This is a genomic window from Achromobacter sp. SD115 (genome assembly GCF_017355315.1).
Taxonomy (GTDB): domain Bacteria; phylum Pseudomonadota; class Gammaproteobacteria; order Burkholderiales; family Burkholderiaceae_B; genus Achromobacter; species Achromobacter xylosoxidans_B.
Genome location: NZ_JADIJM010000028.1, coordinates 58,442 through 76,731 on the forward strand (window position 1 = coordinate 58,442; position 18,290 = coordinate 76,731).

The following is an 18,290-nucleotide window of genomic DNA, read 5'->3' on the forward strand; positions in this document are numbered from 1 at the left end:
GCGCCGCCCCAGCGTCCGGCGTGCGCCCGGGCCGCTACTTGCCCGCCAAGGCGTCGGCGACCCGGCTCATTGCGGTGAAGCCGGATTCGAACAGCGATTCCAGGAAAGGCCCCGCGTGCGGTAGCACGACAGTCAGAATCGTCACACCGATGATGAGCGTCACTGGAAAGCCGATCGAGAACACGGACAGCTGCTGCGCCGCGCGATTCAGGATGCCCATGGCCAGGTTGATGGTCAGCAGCGCACAGATCAGCGGCAGCGCCAGCAGCAGGCCGGATATGAAGATGGTCTTGCCCCATTCCACCACGACGCCAAAGCCGTTCTGGTGTAGCTGAATCATGGCGACGGGCAAGGTATCGAAGGAGCGTACCAGCGCGGCCAGGACCAGCAGATGCCCGTCCAATGCCAGGAATGTCAGCATCGCAATGATGTTGAACAGGCGCGACAGCACCGCGGTATTGGCGCCGGAGCTCGGATCGAAGAAGGAAGCGAACGACAGGCCCATCTGCAGGCCCACGAATTCGCCGGCCGTTTGCACGGCGGCGAACACCAGGCGCATCGTGAAGCCCAGCGCAATGCCGATCAACACTTGCTGCATGACCATCCACAGCCCAGTGAACGAACCGGGCGCAATAGGAGGAACGGGATCCAGCGCAGGGCTGATCGCGACGGCCAGGACGAACGACAGCCCGATCTTGACCTTGATCGGAATCAGCGATTCGGAGAACAAAGGGGCGGTACCCACGAGCGCCAGGATGCGCACGAATGGCCAGAGGAACTGGCCGATCCAGCCGTTGAGCTGCTCGAGCGTGAAGGCAATCATGGGGAGAGGCCCGGGGTCCGGCGGCTGTGCCCGCTCAGGACACCAGCATGGGGATCTGGCCGATCAGCTGCCGGATGTAGTCGACCATGACGCCGATGAGCCAGGGACCGAGCAGCACCAGTACGCCGCACATGGCCAGCAGCTTCGGAATGAACGACAGCGTCATTTCGTTGATCTGCGTGGCAGCCTGGAAGATGCTGATGACCAGACCCACCACCAGCGTCACGAGCAGTAGCGGTCCAGCCATCGCCAGCACGATCTTCATCGCCTGGTAGGTCATGGTCATGACGGTTTCGGCGGTCATGGCGATTCTCCTCCAGGTTATTGATAGAAGCTCTGGGCCAACGACCCCATGAGCAGGTTCCAGCCGTCGGCCAGCACGAAAAGCATCAGCTTGAAGGGCAGGGCCACCGTCACCGGCGGCACCATCATCATGCCCAGCGCCATCAGCACGCTGGCGACGACCAGGTCGATGATGAGAAAGGGGATGAAGATGGTGAAACCGATCTGGAACGCGGTCTTGAGTTCGCTGGTGATGAACGCGGGCACCAGGATGCGCAGGGGCACCTGCGAGGGATCTTCCAGGGCGGGCTGCTTGGCCAGGTTGGCGAACAGCGACAGATCGTTTTCACGCGTCTGGTGCAGCATGAAGGTGCGCAGCGGACCGGCCGCGCGTTCCACGGCTGCCTCGAACTGGATTGAGCCCTCGGATAGCGGCTTGTAGGCGTCGGTGTAGATCTTGTCGAACACCGGCGACATCGTATAGAAGGTCAAGAACAGTGCGAGGCCGATCAGCACGTGGTTGGGCGGCGACATGGCCGTGCCCATGGCGCTGCGCAACAGGCCCAGCACGATGATGATGCGGGTGAAGCCCGTCATCATCAGCAGCGCGGCGGGCAGGAACGACAGCGACGTCATCAGCAGCAGGGTCTGCATGCTGAGCGAATAGGTTTCGGATCCGTTCGGCCCCGGCGTGGCGGTCAGCGCGGGCAAGGTGGCCTGTGCGACAACACCGGCGGGGAACAAGGCCAGGCCTAGCAGGGCCGCGGCGCCGAGCAGGTGCAGTGCGCCGGGCCGGGCGCGGGCGGGTGTCGTGCTAATGGGCAAACTCATGGGTGTCGCTTGGAGGGCGCGGCAGCGCTAGCGGCGCTTGAGCGCCTGGCCCAGCTTGGCCGCGAAGGCGGCGGCGGGCAAGGTCGAAGCCTCCGGCAATTGGCCGGCGGGCAGGGTATGCAGGGTGTTGAGCTGGTTCGGGCCGACGCCCACCACCAGCCAGGTGTTTTCGACTTCCACCACCACGATGCTCTGGCGCGGACCGACGGGCAGGCTGGCCACCTGCCGCAGCAGATTGCCGCCGCCGCGCGGGGTCAGCCCTGCGCGGCGCGCCAGCCAGGCCGAAACCAGGATGGCGGCCACGACCAGGATCAGGCCGATGATGACGCGCAGGAGGGCGGAGTCGTCCATGACGCCAGGATCAGCGGCGGTTGTTCAAGCGGTTGATCCGCTCGGACGGCGTGATGATGTCGGTCAGGCGGATGCCGTACTTGTCTTCCACGACCACGACTTCGCCTTGGGCGATCAGGTAGCCGTTGACGAAGATATCCATCGGCTCGCCCGCCAGACCGTCCAGCTCGACCACGGAACCCTGGCCCAGCTGGAGCAGGTTCTTGATGGTCAGGCGGGTGCGGCCCAGCTCGACCGTCAGCTGGACGGGCACGTCCATGATCAGGTCGATGTCCGCGCCAGCACCAGCCGTGGCGCCGGCTAGCGGCTTGAACACGGATTGCGCCGCCGATTGCGCGGCGGATGCGGCAGGCGGGGCTGCGGGAGCGGGGGCCGGCGCGGCGGCCGGTTGCGCGGCGGGTGCGGCCGAGGCGGTCTGCTCAGCCATCGCGGCAGCCCAGTCGTCCTGGGGCTTCAGGCCGTCGGCTTGGGTGGGCGGATTGGCGCGGGATTGTTCGGCGAGCGCGTCGGCCCAGTCGTCGGCCGGGGACGAGCCGGTACCGGGCTCGTTCTTGTCAGTCATGGTCAGAGGCCTCGTTGGATTCTGTATCGTGGGTAAACATGTTCTGTACGCGCAGGGCGTACTGGCCATTGAAGACGCCGTAGCCGCATTCCATCAACGGCACGCCGTCGACGCTGGCGACTATGGTTTCGGGCACGGTTACGGGCAGGACGTCGCCCACCTTCAGGCGCATCAGTTCGCGGATCGACGAGGGGATGCGGGCAAACTCCGCAACCACGTCGATATCGGCGCTGCGCACTTGGCGCGACAATTGCTGCGCCCAGCGCTGGTCCACTTCCTCGAGCGTGGTTTCCTGCAGCGGGCGCGTCAGCAGATCGCGCACCGGCTCGATCATGGAATAGGGCAGGCAAATGTTCAGGTCGCCGCCGGTCGCGCCGAATTCGATGTGGAAGGAGGTGACGACCACCACTTCATTGTTGCCGGTGATGCTGGCGAACTTGGTGTGCATCTCCGAGCGCACGTACTCGAATTCGATCGGATAGACGGGGTCCCAGGACTTGCCGTAGCTTTCCAGGGTCAGGTTGAGCAGGCGCCGGATGATGCGCTGTTCGGTCGTGGTGAAGTCGCGGCCTTCGACACGCGTGTGGTAGCGGCCATCGCCGCCGAACAGGCTGTCGATGACCAGGAACACCAGGTTCGGGTCATAGGTGAAGAGCGCCGTGCCGCGCAGGGGCTTCATCTGAATCATGTTCAGATTGCTCGGCACCGGCAGGTTGCGCTCGAAGTCCGCGTACTTGAGGATCTTGATCGAGCCCACTGTGATGTCGGCGCTGCGGCGCATGAAGTTCAGCAGCACGTGGCGCATCTGGCGAGCGAAGCGCTCGTTGATGAGCTCCAGCGTCTGCATGCGGCGCCGCACGACGCGCTCGGGCGAACTCAGGTCGTAGGCGCGGGCGCCGGCGCTCTGGTCCGCGGCGGTTGTTTTGCTGTCGCTTTCGCCGGTGACGCCCGCCAATAGCGCATCAACCTCGTCCTGCGAAAGAAATGCCTCGTAGGCCATGCTTATTGCACCACGAACGCCGTGTACAGCACGTCGGTGACGTACTGGCCGTCCGGCAGGGGCGAGAAGGGACGATTGACCGCCTGCTTGATGGCGTTGGCCATGTCGGTCTTGCCTTGCTGCGTCTGCACGCCGGTGGGCGATTGCGACGACAGGACCATCAGGATGCGGCTGCGCACTTCAGGCATGTACTTTTCGAGACGCGTGCGGGTCTGCTCGTCGCTCACGCGCAGCGTCAGGCCCACGTGCATGATGCGTTCCGTGTCCGGGTTTTGCAGCGTGACGGTGAAAGGCTCGATCGGCACGAAGATCGGCGCGGGCACAGCGATCGGGCTGGCCGGCGGCGCGACGAAGGTGGTCGGGGTGCCTTGCGGGCCTTGGGTGGGCTGGCCGGGTTGGCCGGGCTGGCCAGGTTCGCCGGCTGGCACCTGGCCGACGCCGAGTTGCACGTTTGCGCTGCTTTGCGGCTGCATGCGCTGGGTGATGAACCAGGTTGCGCCGGCGCTGGCCGCGGCCACGATGAGCAGCACCAGAATCGCCAGCAGGGGGCGAAGAATACGGCCCATGCCGCCAGAGCGGGAAGAAGGCGCGCCGCGCGCAGGCATGGGTGAAGGTTTGGAAGTCGCCATCTCGGTGTCGATGCGTGTTTTGCCGCTGATGAAAACGGGTTCTTAGTGGATGAAAGCATTCTGCCCCAAATGCCGCCTCGGCTTGGAGGCGAAAAACAGGGCGAAAGCCGCGTATCTCAAGCTATTGCTGCGCCGCCCGCAGCCATGGCCGCGAGCGGTGCGCCTGTTTGTCAGGCGAAGGTGTCCACCAGCGCATTGGCGTTGCGCGCGACCGTCACTGCGGCGGGCGCTTCGGCCACGCTGTCGGCGCCTGTCTGGCCGCCGCCGGCATGGCGTTGCGAGCCGTTGCCGCCCTGCTGCGCGAACTCCTGCTGGGCGGCTTGCTCGCCCACGCTGGTCTGGCCCAAGGAGATGCCGGCCTGGGCCAGCGCCTGCTGCAGTTGCGGCAGGGCGGTTTCAATGGCCTGGCGCACCGAGGCGTGGGCCGACACGAACGACGCGCTGGCCACGCCGTCCGTCAGGTTCAGGCTGACGCGCAGCGGCCCCAGGTCGGGTGGGTCGAGGCGCAGTTCGGCAGTCTGCATGCCCTGGCGCGCGCCGTGGCTCATCATGACGACCTGCTGGCCAAGCTCGGTGCCCCAGTGAGTGCCGCCAACCGGGGTGGCGACCTGCAGCACGACCGGCACGACGGGAGCGGCGATGGCGGTCTGGTTGGCAATCGGCGCGGCAGGCTGGCGTTGGGTGGCGGCGGCCAGCGCCTGGGCCAGGTGGTCCTGGGCAGAGCCGCCATGCTGGGGCGCCTGGAACTGTTGTTCGGCGCTGACCAGAGTCTGGGCCGGCGCCTCGTCGGCTTGCTCGGGCAAGGCGGCGTGGCCGGGTTCGGCGCGCGCATCGCGGGCGGGACGAGGCAGCGCGACCTCCGCGGCGAGTCGCGGTGTTTCGGTCTTGACGGGCGCGGCGGCGGTCGGGACGCGAGTCGGCGCTTGCGTGGCGGCGGGGGCGTCGGTGCCGGGCTTGACTGCCGCGGTGATGACCGGCACGGCGATTTCGGCGTCGCGCGCGGCAAGCGCGGCGGCGGCCTCGGCCTGCGGGGCGGTGAGGGCGCCAGCGCCCGCTGCAGCGGCAGTCGCGGCCTGCGTCGCGGGCGCGGCGTCGGCGGCGTTCAGCGCGGCGGTCAGCACGGCGGCGCCACTGCTCATCGCGGCGGCGGCTGCCGCTGCGTTGCCGCGCGCGAGCTGTACCTGTTCGGCGGCCTGGGTTGCGATCTCCAGCGCTTGCTGCGGCAGGATGACGGCCGGTTGCGCTGCGGCGACTGCCAGCGCGCCAGCTTCGGCCTGCGCGGCGGTCTGCACGGCCTGGTCGATGGCGCTGGCGGCGGCGCCTTCGGCGCGGGCGGCGGGGTCGCCGGAATTCTGGCCGTCGGCAGGCGTTTTGGCGCCGTTCTTGGCCGGGCGCGCGTCGGCGGCCTGGTTCGGCCGCTGTTGTGCGGGGCGCTGTTGCGCCAGCACGTCGGAGAAACTGGGACCCTTTTTGTTTACGGGCGCGGCCTTGGCGCCAAGCGCGTCGGCGATCGAGGTCGGCGCAGCGGGCGCGATCGAGGGCAGGGGAGCGTTCATCTGGGGCTTCCTGTGAGGTATTGCTTAATGCATGCCGGTCTGGCGTTGGACCAGGCGGGCGGAGTATTCGTCATTGGCGCGTTGTTCGCGGCGCGATTCGACTACCGCCTGGGCGCGCAATTCGCGCTGCGCCAGGGCGTCGTAGGAGTTGAGCTTGCGCTTTTCCTGTTGCCAGTACAGCCGGCCCTTCGCGAGGTTGTCGTCCGCCTGGCGCAGCACGCCTTGTTGCTGGCTGATGGCGTCGTCCAGCGTACTGATGAAACGCTGATAGTTATGGCAGTCGCTGGCCGACATGCCGCTGGTCATGGCCTGCTGCAGCCGCTCCAGGTAGTCCTGGCGGTAGTCGTGCAGCATGGACAATTGGCGCTCGGCGTTGGTGCGTTCGGCGCCGAGCCTGCCGAGCAGGCGCGCGGCTTCGTCCGTGCTTTCCTTGGCCAGGTTGATCAACATGTCCAAAGGCAATTGGCTAGGCATAAGCGTCCCTCAATTCGAAACTGGCGCGCAACTGGCTGACCGCGGCTTCGTAGCCGACGTTTTCGCCGATGTCTTGCTGCAGAAAGGCTTCCAGGCGCGGATAGCGGGCGATGGCCTCGTCCAGCTGCGGATCGTTGCCGGCGGCGTAGGCGCCCACCGCGATCAGGTCGCGGTTGCGCTGGAAGCGTGACAGGCTTTGCTTGAAGCGGCGTACCACGGCGAACTGCTCGGGCGTGATCAGCGAGGTCATGGCGCGCGAGATCGACGCTTCGATGTCGATGGCCGGGTAATGGCCCGCTTCGGCCAGGTGGCGCGACAGGACGACGTGGCCGTCCAGGATGGCGCGGGCCGAATCGGCGATCGGATCCTGCTGATCGTCGCCTTCGGCCAGCACGGTGTAGAACGCGGTGATCGAGCCGGCCTTGCCGGACGGTCCGGGCGCGCCCATCCCGGCGCGTTCGACCAGCATCGGCAGTTTGGCGAAGACCGAGGGCGGATAGCCTTTGGTGGCGGGCGGCTCGCCGATGGCCAGGGCAATTTCGCGCTGCGCCATGGCATAGCGGGTCAACGAGTCCATGATCAGGAGCACGTCCAGGCCCTGGTCACGGAAGTGTTCGGCCAGACGGGTGGCGTAGGCGGCACCTTGCAGGCGCAGCAGCGCCGATACGTCGGCCGGTGCGGCCACTACCACCGAGCGCGCCAGCCCCTCGGGGCCGAGGTTGTGCTCGATGAATTCCTTGACTTCGCGGCCGCGTTCGCCGATCAGTCCGACGACGATGACGTCGGCCTTGGTATAGCGGGCCATCATGCCCAGCAGCACGCTCTTGCCGACGCCGGAGCCGGCGAACAGGCCCATGCGCTGACCGCGGCCGACCGTCAGCAGGCCGTTGATGGCGCGCACGCCCGTGTCCAGCACCGTATCGATGGGCGCGCGCGACAGCGGGTTGATCGGCTGGGCGGACAGGGGCGCCAGTTCGGCGCCGGTGAGTGGACCCAGACCGTCCAGCGGCCGGCCGGCGCCGTCCAGCACCCGGCCCAGCAAGGCATTGCCCACCGGCAGGTGGCGGCCCAGCTGCGGCTTGGCGTTGCCGTTCAGTTCGGCCTTGCGCGGCAGCGGGATCTGGCGCTGCACGGGAGGCTCGCCAGGCACGACGCGCGCGCCGGGCGGCAAGCCGGAAATGTCGGCTTGCGGCATCAGATAAAGGGTGTGGCCGTCGAAGCCGACGACTTCGGCATCCGCCCAATGGTCGTGGCCGCGGGCGATTTCAATGCGGGCCGCCGCTCCCACCGGCAGGCGCAGGCCGGTCGCGTGCAGCACCAGGCCGGTGGCGCGCGTGATCTTGCCGCTGACCAGCCAGGGGTCGGTTGAGGCGGCGCGGATCGAGCCGATCTGCAGCTGGGTCTGCCAGCGGTCGATGACCGGCACGGCAGTCGCGGCCGGCTGGCCGGGCAGGGCGGGGGCCGGATTGGCGCTCACGCCGGCTCCTCCCAGGACACGTTGCGACCCAGCGAGGCCGCGACCCGGCGCCAGCGCGTCTGCAAGGTGGCGTCGATGTCGCCGTAGGGCGTTTCGGCACGGCAGCCGCCGCGCGAGATGGACTCATCGGCCAGGACCCGCCAATGGCCTTCCTTGAGTTCGTCCGCCAGGTGCAGGCGGATCAGTTCGATGTCTTCGGGGTTGGCCCACAAGCGCATCTGGCCGCCGGCGGTGGGATTGATGTGCAATACCTCGCGTACGGCGCTGACCACGGTGTCCGGCTGCTCGGCGAGCGTAGTGCGCACGACCTGCTGGGCGATGTCCAGCGCCAGGGTCAGCAGGCCCTGGCCCATTTTTTCTTCGAGCGAGCCGAGGGACGCGGCGCAGGCCTCGACCAGCGCGTGCAGGCGCTGCGCTTCCGCGGCGCCTTGCTCGCGGGCCTGGTTGAGGCCTTCGGCGTAGCCTTGTTCGCGGCCAGCGGCCAGACCGGCTTCGTATCCCGCCTGCTGGCCGGCTTCCAGGCCGGCGGCATGGCCCAGGGCGTGGCCTTCCTCGCGGCCTTCGGCCAGCGCCTGGGCACGCAGCTGGGCCATCACCACCTCGGGGTCCGGACCCGGATCGGGTTCGGGCTCGGGCTCCGGCTCGACGACCGAGGGTTGGTCGAACGACAGCATCTGCCAGCGCCGCCAGGCAGCGCTGCGCGAGATGAGCGCCGTGGCGCCGCTGTCCACCTCAGACATACGCGTCGTCCCCCTGGTTGCCCAGGACGATCTGGCCGCTCTCGGCCAGGCGGCGCGCGATCTGCAGGATCTTCTTCTGTTCGGCCTCGACCTTGGACATGCGGATCGGGCCTTGCGCGTCCAGGTCTTCGCGCAGCATTTCGGCGGCGCGGCTGGACATGTTGCGCAGGAACTTGGCGCGCAACTCTTCCTGGGCGCCCTTGAGCGCGACCATGAGCGTGTCGTTGTCGATTTCCTTGAGGATGAGCTGGATGGCGCGATCCTCGACGTCGAGCAGGTTGTCGAAGACGAACATCTCGTCGATGATCTTCTGCGCCAGATCGCTGTCGCGCTCGCGCAGGCTGGCGACCACGGTTTCTTCCTCGGCGGAGTTCATCATGTTCAGGATCTCGGCCGCGGTGCGCACGCCGCCCATCTTGCTGCGCTTTGCGCCCTGGCCGGCCAGCACCGAGTTCAGGACCTCGGTGAGTTCGGACAGCGCCGCGGGCTGCACGCCGCCGAAAGTGGCGATGCGCAGCATCACGTCGTTGCGCAGGCGGTCCGTCAGGAGCGCCAGCACGCCGGCGGCGCGGTCGCGTTCCAGGTGCACCAGGATGGTCGCGATGATCTGCGGGTGTTCGTCGCCGATCAGTTCGGCCACCGTGTTCGGATCCAGCCAGTTCAGGGCGTCGATGCCGCTGCCGCCTTCGCCGGCTTCCAGGATGTCTTCGATCAGGCCGGCGGCGCGGTCGCTGCCCAGCGCCTTGGTCAGGACGGTGCGGATGTAGTCGTCCGAGCCCAGCGTGACGGCCATGAACTGGTCGGCTTCCTGGCGGAACTCTTCCAGCACCACGGCGACGTCGCTGCGCGTGACCTGTTTCAGGCTGGCCATGGCGGCGCCGACCTGCTGGACCTCACGGGCGCCGAGGTACTTGAAGACCTCGGCGGCGGCGTCCTCGCCCAGCGACATCATCAGGACGGCGCTGCGCGTCATGCCGTCCAGCGGAGTGGAATCATTTTTCATCTTTGTTCATCCAGGTGCGCAGAACCATCGCAACGGCGCGCGGATCCTTATTGGCCATCGTGCGGGCGCGATCCAGGTTGTCCTGGTAGCGGTCCACTTCCTTGGCGCGGGCCGCGTCCTGGGCCTCGCGCGCCGCTTCGATGCGTTCGGCTTCAGCCTGTTCCGGGTCAACCGGCGGGTACAGATAGTCGCCCACCGTGCGGCGCAGCACGCGATACAGCCACAGTGCCAGCACACCACCGACCAGCCAGGCCAGGATCGTCTTGAACAGCGCAATCATTTCCGGATCGCGCCACATCGGCACTGGCGGCGGGCCGTCGTTGAACTGGCTGTTGACCAGGTTGAGCGAGTCGCCGCGGTTCTCGGAGTAACCCATGGCTTCGCGGACCAGATTGGTCAGCTTGCTCAATTCTTCAGGCGGCAGGGGCTGTAGTTCGCCGTCCTTGTCGCGCATGTAGTTGACGACCACGGCCACGGACAGGCGCTTGAGGTTGCCCACTGGCTGCTTGATGTGGCTGATGGTGCGGTCCACTTCATAGTTGGTGGTGGCGTCGCGGCGTTCGTTCAGGTTGCCGGTGGTGGCCTGCGTGCCGGTCTGCTGCTGGGCGTTGGCGGGCTGCTGCGGCTGGCCTGGGCGGGGCGGCTGCGGTTGCGGCGGATTGGCGATGGGGGCCTGGGGGTTGGCCGGCGCCTGGTTCGACAGCGCGCCGGGCACGCCTTGGGCGGCATTGACGCCGCGCTGGGAGGAGTCGCTGGTCTGCTGGCTGCGCACGGCGGCTTGGCCGGGTTCCTGGTTCGGGCGGTAGACCTCGGAGGTTTCCTCGCGGCGGGCGAAGTCGACGTCGGCGCTGGCCTGGGCGTGGACGTTGCCCGGGCCCACCAGCGGATTAAGGATGGTGAGGATGCGCTCGACCGTGCGCTGTTCCATTTCGCGCACGAAGCGCATCTGGTCGGCGTCCATGCCGCGGCCTTCGCCCATCGGCGCCGACAGCAGGCGGCCGTTCTGGTCGACGATGGACACGTTCTCGGCGGTGAGTTCGGGGACGCTCGAAGCCACCAGCCAGGAGATGGCGGAGACCTGCGCATCGCTCAGGCTGCGACCGGGATGCATGTTCAGCAGCACCGAGGCGGTGGGCGCCTGGCGCTCGCGCACGAACAGCGACTGGCGCGGCATGGCCAAGTGCACGCGGGCATGCTGCACGATGTGCATGGCTTCGATCGAACGTGCCAGCTCGCCTTCAAGGCCGCGCTGGTAATTGATCTGTTCCGTGAACTGGCTGGCGCCGAAGCGGGCGTTGTCCATCAGTTCGAAGCCGACGGAGCCGCCGCGCGGCAGACCCTGGGACGCCAGCTGCAGGCGCGCGTCGTACACGCGGTCGGCCGGAACCAGCACGGCGGTGCCGGTTTCGTTGTAGCGGTAGGGCACGTTCATCGTCCCCAGCGCCGCCACGATGGCGCCGCCATCGCGGTCGTCCAGGTTGGAGAACAGCACCTTGTATTTGGGTTCGCTGCTCCACATCGCCACGGCGACGATGACCGCAACGAGCGCCGCCGCCGCACCCAGCAGAATGGGCTTGGGCAGCGCGCGCACCTTCTCCAGCACGGGGAATTTCGTCAGCAGCGACGAACTCAGGGTGGCCTGCTGGTTCATTGGCGGCCCCCGCTGGCCACGCGGAGCTGGAAATGGGACTTCATGTCTGGGTAGGGCAGATTACACATGCAACGTGCTTCTGGTCTGGGGAGAGCGTGGATTATTGCCCCTGAGACGTCCATCCCAATCGTTGAAAACAGCCGGTTTTTGGCGTTACTTATCTCCTATGTCCCCAACAAGGCGAAAGCTGGTGTCGCTGCCCGGGCGGGAGGCGGCTGCATACGCGGAAATGTCGGGTTTTTTGGCGGTTCTTGTCGGCTATGAATCGGCGGGATCAGGGGTACGCTGTGCGCAACATTGACGTAATCCCCACCAGCAAGGAATCAGGTAATGGCTGTATCAGGCTTGTCCGGCATCGAAAGCATGCTTCAGCAGATGCGCACGGTAGTAAGCAAGGCGGAGACCGGTAACCTCGCCGCAGGTGAAATGGTCGGTCAGCCGGACGGCTTCGCCGCGGAACTGCAGCGATCCATCCGTCGCGTCACCTCGGCCCAGAACGCCGCCACGGCGCAGGCCAAGGCTTTTGAGCTGGGCGCGCCCGATATTTCCCTCAACGACGTCATGATCGATATGCAGAAGGCCAGCATCGGTTTCCAGACGGCGGTGCAGGTACGCAACAAGCTGGTTGCGGCCTACAAGGAAATATCCTCGATGGCGGTCTGAGCCTCGTTCCAGGGGCAGCGTTTCCGCCTCGGCCGGAAGCGCTGACAGGTATCAGGCGGGCCGCATGCGGCGCATGTTCCCCGCGGTTAGGCTTCAATTGCGTTGCGCGCCTTTTTCCAGGCGCCAGACCACTTGCTGCAGCCAATTCTCCTGGCGCGCGTCCAGGTTGAGAAAGATTGCCCCAAGGTGGCTGACTGGCGGTTCGCCGGTTAGCGAAACATGCTTGGGCGCCGGCTCGTCCGGATCGGAGGACTGCACCATGGGCTGCCCCGAGACCGGGTACACATTGCGCACCTCCAGGCTGGCATTGAGCTTGCCGTGGTCGCCAAAATCCAGTTGCACGTGTTCCATCACGGTGCCGCGCTCCGGCAGGGCGGGAACCGCCAGCCCTGCGCGCAGGCCCACGCCATCCACCGAGATGTCGCGTATCGTGAACGTGTAGGGCTTGTCGGCGGGGGATGCCTGCCAGCTCGCGCGGCACACGTTGGCAGCCGCGATCAGGGAAGCGCGGAACATCTTGCGGCGCTGGATGCGGGCCAGGCGTTCCGGGAACGGCGAGACCAGCGCGGCGCTGCCGTCGTCGAAATGAATGATCTGGGGGCGCTGCACGCGAAAGCGGATCTGCACGCCGCCGTAGGCGGTGGCATGGAAGTGGAAGGTGGCGCCGCTCAGCAGGCCCATGGAGTCGGACTGCTCGAAGTCCGCGCCGGCGTAATCGCGCGGCCTCCAGAAGAACTCGCCGGCCTGCTTGTCCACGCCGAGGATCAGCACCGCCATCTCGCGGTCCGCGGCGTCGCGAACGAGGATGTGGCTGTCGGGGTGGGTCAGCTCGAACAGGGCCGAGCGCATCTCTTCAGGCCGGGTCAGCAGGAACTCCGGGTCGCTGGCATCCAACACTTTGGTCTTCCTCAGGTAATAGGGTCAGGCGGGCGGAGCGGGTTCGGGGAACTCGCGCGATTCCAGGCGATAGAGCCAGGCCAGCAATTCTGCCACTGCAACATAGAGTTGAGGCGGAATATGTGCGTCCAGGTCCACCTGCATCAGCAGGCCGACCAGTTCGCGCGACTCGTGGACATAAAGTCCGTTTTCCTGGGCGGCCCGGACTATGGTGTCCGCGAGTTGGCCGTAGCCCTTGGCGACGATGCGCGGAGCGCCGTCCCTTTCTTCGTAGGAAATGGCAACCGCCGCGTTGCGGCCGGCGTTCGGGTCCGATTCCGGATGGAGGGGGAGGCGGCTCATCAGATATCGGCGGGAATGTCGGGGCGCGGTTCGACCACGTTCACCGACAGATTGCTCAAGGTCAGGCCGGCGGCCAGCAGGCGCGCACGCAGCGCGTCGGAGGAGTCATTGATCTCGGCCGCGCTGTGCGGAGCGATGAGTTGCAGGACGATCTGGTCGCCGGCCAGGTTCAATCGAGCATCGACCAGGCCCAGGCGGGGCAGGTCCAGCTTTAGTCGCGTAGCCCAGGTGGAAACCGCGGAGTCCGGGTCGCCGCCGTAGGGGTCGCGTTCGACTTCCCATTCCATGGGCGTGCCGGGCCAGGCTTCACCTTGCCAGGTCAGCGTCTGGTTGGCCAGCACGTCGAGCTGCTGGCGGACGAGCGGGGTCAGATCCTGGTGTATGCCGCTGACGGGCGTGCCGGGGGCGGATAAACTGGAGGAACCAGTGCTGCTGGGCGCGGCGTCCGTGCCCGGGCGTCCGCTGGCGGACGTGCCGACCCGTGAACGCGAAGGCGCGGATTCCTGCGCGGGCGGATTCTTGCCCAGCGTGGCCTGCGGTTCGTTGCGCAATTGCTCCGGGCTGGCCCGGCCGAAGACCATGTCGGTCAGATGGGACTCATAGAACAGTCCGCTGCCTTGGAGCGCCTGGCGCAGGGCCTGTCCCAGGGCGCGGGCGGAAGGGCCGCCCGCCGCCAGGGCGGCGTGCGCCGCAGCGTCGGGTCCTTTGGCGGCGTTGGCGCTTGCGCCGGGTCCAGTCTGGAGGTTCTGCTTGGCGTCGGTCGCCGGACTATCGCCGTCCAGAGCCGCCGCGACCGAGGTTGCGAGAGCGGAAGCTTGCTGGGCGGTGGTCTGCACCGGCGTCTGGCCAGGCGTGAGCAGGGGTGTCTGCCCAGTAGTCTGCACGGGTTGCTGGCCTGGTTGCGCTGTCGGCATAGGGCCGGCGCCGGCGGCGGGTCGGCCGGCCTGCGGGTCGGCGGTCCACAGGGGCGCGCGGCCCTGAATTGCCGGAGCCGCCTCGGGAAATTGGGCCAGCAAGGCCAGAATGGTGCGCGCCGTCGTACCCAGCGTGGTCGGGGCCGAGGCGGTGGTGTCGCTGCTGGTGACCAAGCCGCGGGCGGCCAGCGCCAGCGCTGCTGCGATCTTGGGGTCGACGACAGTATTCTGGCGGTCGCCGCGGGCGCCGCCAGTCTGTATGCCTTGCCGCGGGTCGCGCGTCGAGCCGTCCGAGGCGCCGGGCTTTTCCAGGTTGCCAGGCTGGCTGACCGCGTCGGGTCGGGCGCCGGAGACTTGATTGGCGCTGGCGGCGGACATCGTCGTGCCTAGCACGGCGTCCAGCCGCTGCACCAGGACGTTGCCGAGTGCGGCGGGACCTACGCTCATTCTTCAGGCGCCTGCTGGTAGCCGTAGGCGGACAGCAGGGTCTGCTGGCGTTTCATGCGCCCGAGCAAGTCGCCCAGGCGGGCCAGTTGCGGCAGCGCCAGGTCGCGGGTGAGCGCGTCGTTGTCCAGGATGCGTACGAGCAGGTCGTACTTCATGGCGCGGCCGGCTTCGTCCAGCGGCGCGGAATGTTCGGTCTGGCGCAGACGCTCCACCAGCTCGCAGTATTGCTGTCCGTGGACCATGGCCCCGTCCCAGTCGCCGGCTTGCGCCGCTGCTAGCATTTCTCCCGTGATGAGAGCGATCTCCTGGTAGTGTTCCAGGATAGGGGAGGTGTACTGGGTCGTGGACGTCATGGAAATCTCGGGCGTTCGATGGCTGGACGGTGCGTATGCGGTGCCGTCAAGGCTGCACGCCTCCGGCTGGGCGATCAATGGATGTCTGCCAGGCCTCGGCCAGATCCGCCAGTAGGCGATCGGCCGTTTCGAGCGCTTCCGGGTCTGCTTTCAGGTTTGCCATCAGCAGCGTGCGGACAATGTAGTCGTAGAGGCGGGCGAGGTTGGCGGCAATTTCGCCGCCGGCCTCCATGTTCAGTCCGGTTTTCAAGCCTTCGTCGACAATCTTGATGGCTTTCGAAATGGCTGCGCCTCGTTCAGTGGCTCGACCTTCCTGCAAGTGCAGGCGAGCTTGTCCGATCGCCGCCCGGGCGCCCATATACAAAAGTGATATGAGCCGTTCCGGACTGGCGCCCAGGATCTGAGTTTCCAGGCCAATTTCGGCGTACGAGCGTACAGAATGAGATCCTGTTGGGCGGCGAGCGGCGTAAGTCATTGATGCATCTTCTATAAATTACTTGGACTTACTCATGGCCGCGAACTGTTGGGTCAGGTAGGTAGCCGTGACAGTCTGTTGCGCGACAAATTTGTCCAAGGCGACGAATTGAGCACGCATAGCGGCCATGGAGGCCACGCTGGAAGCCTTGGCGCGTTCCAATTGGGCCTTCACATCCTTAATGGACTCGGTCAGTCCGTCCTGGCTAATCTTGATGGAGCCTTTGTCTCCCAGGATGGTCTTGGTGGCGGCATCGAACTTTGCGGCAAGACCGTCGGCAGATCCCATGATGCGCTTTACGTCGGCAGGGTTGGCCGTCAATGCCTTGTCCAACTCTTTCAGGTCGAGCTTCAGTTGGCCCGTCTTGGGGTCCATGGCAATGCCGAGATCGGCCAGCGACCGAAGCGAACCTTCAGACGTGACAACCTGCAAAGCGCTGGACATCGACGATTGGATGCCACGAGTCGTACTGTCTCCGGTCAGAGCCTGGTTGGTTGCCGCCGTGATATCGAATGCAGTCAGCTTCGTGATGGTGCTTTGCAATGCGTTGTAGGCATTGACGAAATCCTGGACTGCCTTGCTGGCGACAGCAGTGTCGCTCTGCAACTTCAGGGTCACCACCTTGTCGGTCTCGGTTTTGGCTGTGAGGTTCAGTGTAATGCCGTCGATAGCAGTAGAAACGTTGTTGCTGCCGCTTTTTACCGTGATGCCATTGATCTCAACCACAGAATCAGCGGCAGCGGTTTGTTGGGTCAGCTGCGTGCCGGTGCCAGAGTTGTAGCTCAGGATGTCCTTGAGCTTTTGGTCGCCCGTTACCGTGATGGACTTTACCGAAGCCTGTACGCCAGTATCCTTGGCGCTGAGCATCAGGTAGCTACCGTTCTCATTGGTGATGATCGTGGCGCGCACGCCGGCCTTGTCATCGCTATTGATGGCCTTGGCAATACCATCAAGCGAGGTGTCGCCTTTCAGGTCGATGGAGTGCTTCTTGCCGTTCGTCAGCTCGATTTCGAATGAACCGGTGGCTCCGTTGGAGAGTTTGCGGTCGGACACGATGCCGGACTGCAAGGTTTGGGCTGCCGCCAGATTTTTTACCTTGATGGTGTATTCGCCCATCGTGGCGCCATTTTCACCGATAGTGGCGGTCAGACCATCGCCGACGACATCGGCCTTCACGGCATCCAGCGTTGACGATTTGCCCAGCGCCGCGGCGGCCTTCTGCAAGGCTTCCACCGCGCTTTGTACCTGCCCGAACGCACTGACGCGAGCCTCATAGCTCGCCTGACGATTCGTGTACAAGCTCAGTTTTTTGTCCTCGGCCGCCTGTAGATCCGTCAGGATCTTCTCGAGGGGCAAGCCGGTGGTCGAACCGAGGTTGGTGATAGAAGCCATGTGAAATTCCTTTCTAGCGATGCGATTCTGTCAAAAATATGGTGCCGGCGATTGGCCGGGTAAGGGCATAAGGCGGGCCTAATTCGACGCTTCCGGATGCATGCTCGCTTCGGGGAGCATTTGAGCCGATTACGGGGCCGGATCAGGCAGAGGTCTTGATGCCGTTTCCTTGCATGTTCACGATCATTTTGGCGATTTTCAGCAGTGTTTCACTGGGAATTGTGCGTATGACATCGCCTGATTCTGCATCCACCACAGACACAACGACCTGATGCACGTTCGGATCTATTTCGAACTTCAACTGTGTGGACCAGGCTTTCATCTGGTCGTTGATTTCGTCCAGAGCCTTGTCCAGGGGTAGCTTCTGCGAGTCGGACTGATCCGACGTTGCATTGTCCGAAGCCCCGCTATTCGTTGAGGCTGCCGCAGGCGCGACGCTCACGGCGGGGTCCGGCGCGAGCGGCGTCGGCGCGACCGGCGCTGGTGCAAACGATGCAGGGGCTATGGGGGTTACGGCCATGATCACTCCAACGGCGATGTGGGCGTCTCGGAGGAACGCGCTGTTTTCAGGGAATTCTCAGCTACGATAACGGCAGGCCCGTAGGGAACTTTAGCCACCGGCGAGCCAGATGTTTCACGTGCTAAACAGTTTGGATCGGGTAATGAGTGTCAAGACGGCGCTGCGAGTTATCGAAATCATCGAAACCTATGCCCGCGAAAAGCGCGCGCTGCCGCTATCGGAACTGGCCCGGTTGCTGGATGTGCCGGTGTCGAGCTGCCTGGCCCTGATCCGCACCCTGACCGGTCTGGGCTATCTATATGAAACCGGGCGGCGCCAGGGCTACTACCCGACCGGCAGGCTGCTGGCCATGGCGCAGCGCATCGCCCGCGCCGATCCGGTGCTGGACCGGGTCTATCCCAGTCTTACCGAATTAAGGGACGCTACGCGCGAAACGATTGTTTTCGCCAAACTGAGCCAGGAAGGCCGAGTGGTCTACCTGGATGTCCTCGATTCTCCTCATACCATCAGATATGCGCCGGTTGCGGGTGAATTCAAAGACGTTCATGCAAATTCGCTGGGGAAGGCGTTGCTGTCGCTGCTGGACGCGCCAGCCCGCGACGCTATGCTCGCCGGGATGACCATGACCCGCCACAACGAACGCACCCTGGTCACGCGCGAGGCGCTGCTGGCAGACCTGGAACTGTCGCGCCAGCGCGGCTGGTTCATGAACAGCGGCGAGTCCATTGCGGACGTGGGCGCGATCGCTTGGCCGGTTACCCTGTCCGGCGAACATTATGCGATTTCGGTGGGCGGGCCGATCTACCGGATCGAGCCGCAGCAGGAAGCCTATGCGCGCATCTTGCGCTCGGCCTGCACGGCGCTGGAGCAGCAGGCCTGACAGGCAGGCTGGCCGCTGATCAAACGCC

Annotated in this window: 22 protein-coding genes; 2 read left to right on the forward strand and 20 right to left on the reverse strand. The window is 65.7% G+C overall.

The features are described 5' to 3' along the window. Positions 1-34 precede the first annotated feature (34 nt). From fliR to fliF, 13 genes are all read right to left on the reverse strand, one after another. A complete protein-coding gene (fliR, locus tag IPU70_RS28590) occupies positions 35-823 on the reverse strand; it encodes a flagellar biosynthetic protein FliR (RefSeq protein WP_013393404.1) in 789 nt (262 codons plus the stop codon). A 34-nt stretch (positions 824-857) separates the two neighbouring features. After that, complete coding sequence (gene fliQ / locus IPU70_RS28595) at positions 858-1,127, reverse strand: flagellar biosynthesis protein FliQ (RefSeq protein ID WP_008163193.1); 270 nt, start codon at positions 1,125-1,127, stop codon at positions 858-860. 17 nt (positions 1,128-1,144) lie between these two features. After that, the gene (fliP, locus tag IPU70_RS28600; protein ID WP_207472541.1) at positions 1,145-1,936 is read right to left on the reverse strand and encodes a flagellar type III secretion system pore protein FliP; all 792 of its coding nucleotides are present in this window, start codon (positions 1,934-1,936) and stop codon (positions 1,145-1,147) included. Between the two features lie 27 nt (positions 1,937-1,963). Continuing rightward, entirely contained in the window at positions 1,964-2,287 is a 324-nt protein-coding gene (gene fliO, locus IPU70_RS28605; protein ID WP_013393406.1) for a flagellar biosynthetic protein FliO, read from the reverse strand. Positions 2,288-2,297: 10 nt separating this feature from the next. Further along, a complete protein-coding gene (gene fliN / locus IPU70_RS28610; RefSeq protein ID WP_207472542.1) occupies positions 2,298-2,849 on the reverse strand; it encodes a flagellar motor switch protein FliN in 552 nt (183 codons plus the stop codon). After that, a complete protein-coding gene (fliM, locus tag IPU70_RS28615) occupies positions 2,842-3,849 on the reverse strand; it encodes a flagellar motor switch protein FliM (RefSeq protein WP_207472543.1) in 1,008 nt (335 codons plus the stop codon). Before fliM ends, fliN begins: the two co-directional genes overlap by 8 nt. 2 nt (positions 3,850-3,851) lie before the next feature. Then, positions 3,852-4,478 carry a flagellar basal body-associated protein FliL gene (fliL, locus tag IPU70_RS28620; protein ID WP_207472544.1) on the reverse strand — a complete coding sequence of 209 codons (627 nt, stop codon included), beginning with the start codon at positions 4,476-4,478 and terminating at the stop codon, positions 3,852-3,854. Between the two features lie 170 nt (positions 4,479-4,648). Continuing rightward, positions 4,649-6,034, reverse strand: coding sequence for a flagellar hook-length control protein FliK (locus IPU70_RS28625; protein ID WP_207472545.1), 1,386 nt, complete (start codon positions 6,032-6,034; stop codon positions 4,649-4,651). Positions 6,035-6,058: 24 nt separating this feature from the next. After that, positions 6,059-6,508 (reverse strand): flagellar export protein FliJ, encoded by a 450-nt coding sequence (fliJ, locus tag IPU70_RS28630; RefSeq protein WP_013393411.1) that lies wholly within the window; start codon positions 6,506-6,508, stop codon positions 6,059-6,061. Further along, positions 6,501-7,985 carry a flagellar protein export ATPase FliI gene (fliI, locus tag IPU70_RS28635; protein WP_207472546.1) on the reverse strand — a complete coding sequence of 495 codons (1,485 nt, stop codon included), beginning with the start codon at positions 7,983-7,985 and terminating at the stop codon, positions 6,501-6,503. Before fliI ends, fliJ begins: the two co-directional genes overlap by 8 nt. Further along, a complete protein-coding gene (gene fliH / locus IPU70_RS28640) occupies positions 7,982-8,725 on the reverse strand; it encodes a flagellar assembly protein FliH (protein WP_207472547.1) in 744 nt (247 codons plus the stop codon). The genes fliI and fliH overlap by 4 nt, the downstream gene beginning before the upstream one ends. Then, a complete protein-coding gene (fliG, locus tag IPU70_RS28645) occupies positions 8,718-9,728 on the reverse strand; it encodes a flagellar motor switch protein FliG (RefSeq protein WP_207472548.1) in 1,011 nt (336 codons plus the stop codon). Before fliG ends, fliH begins: the two co-directional genes overlap by 8 nt. Then, positions 9,718-11,379, reverse strand: coding sequence for a flagellar basal-body MS-ring/collar protein FliF (fliF, locus tag IPU70_RS28650; RefSeq protein ID WP_207472549.1), 1,662 nt, complete (start codon positions 11,377-11,379; stop codon positions 9,718-9,720). The genes fliG and fliF overlap by 11 nt, the downstream gene beginning before the upstream one ends. Positions 11,380-11,709: 330 nt before the next feature. Here fliF and fliE point away from each other — a divergent pair, with 330 nt between their 5' ends. Next, positions 11,710-12,042, forward strand: coding sequence for a flagellar hook-basal body complex protein FliE (gene fliE, locus IPU70_RS28655; protein WP_013393416.1), 333 nt, complete (start codon positions 11,710-11,712; stop codon positions 12,040-12,042). A gap of 93 nt (positions 12,043-12,135) precedes the next feature. On the opposite strand, the gene IPU70_RS28660 is transcribed toward fliE, so the two are convergent. The 7 genes from IPU70_RS28660 to IPU70_RS28690 form a co-directional block, all read right to left on the reverse strand. Continuing rightward, the gene (locus IPU70_RS28660; protein WP_207472550.1) at positions 12,136-12,939 is read right to left on the reverse strand and encodes a PilZ domain-containing protein; all 804 of its coding nucleotides are present in this window, start codon (positions 12,937-12,939) and stop codon (positions 12,136-12,138) included. A gap of 24 nt (positions 12,940-12,963) precedes the next feature. Beyond that, entirely contained in the window at positions 12,964-13,281 is a 318-nt protein-coding gene (locus IPU70_RS28665) for an EscU/YscU/HrcU family type III secretion system export apparatus switch protein (protein WP_207472551.1), read from the reverse strand. Further along, complete coding sequence (locus IPU70_RS28670) at positions 13,281-14,642, reverse strand: flagellar hook-length control protein FliK (RefSeq protein WP_207472552.1); 1,362 nt, start codon at positions 14,640-14,642, stop codon at positions 13,281-13,283. The genes IPU70_RS28665 and IPU70_RS28670 overlap by 1 nt, the downstream gene beginning before the upstream one ends. Continuing rightward, positions 14,639-14,995: a flagellar protein FliT gene (locus tag IPU70_RS28675; RefSeq protein ID WP_207472553.1), complete on the reverse strand. Its 357-nt coding sequence runs from the start codon at positions 14,993-14,995 to the stop codon at positions 14,639-14,641. The genes IPU70_RS28670 and IPU70_RS28675 overlap by 4 nt, the downstream gene beginning before the upstream one ends. 46 nt (positions 14,996-15,041) lie before the next feature. Next, positions 15,042-15,470, reverse strand: a complete 429-nt coding sequence (gene fliS / locus IPU70_RS28680; protein ID WP_207472554.1) for a flagellar export chaperone FliS — start codon at positions 15,468-15,470, stop codon at positions 15,042-15,044. Between the two features lie 18 nt (positions 15,471-15,488). Then, on the reverse strand, positions 15,489-16,862 hold the full coding sequence (gene fliD / locus IPU70_RS28685) for a flagellar filament capping protein FliD (RefSeq protein WP_207472555.1): 1,374 nt from the start codon (positions 16,860-16,862) through the stop codon (positions 15,489-15,491). A 142-nt stretch (positions 16,863-17,004) separates the two neighbouring features. After that, a complete protein-coding gene (locus IPU70_RS28690) occupies positions 17,005-17,382 on the reverse strand; it encodes a flagellar protein FlaG (RefSeq protein ID WP_207472556.1) in 378 nt (125 codons plus the stop codon). A gap of 142 nt (positions 17,383-17,524) precedes the next feature. Between IPU70_RS28690 and IPU70_RS28695 the strand changes: the two genes are divergently transcribed. After that, a complete protein-coding gene (locus IPU70_RS28695; RefSeq protein ID WP_207472557.1) occupies positions 17,525-18,262 on the forward strand; it encodes an IclR family transcriptional regulator in 738 nt (245 codons plus the stop codon). Positions 18,263-18,290: the final 28 nt, after the last annotated feature.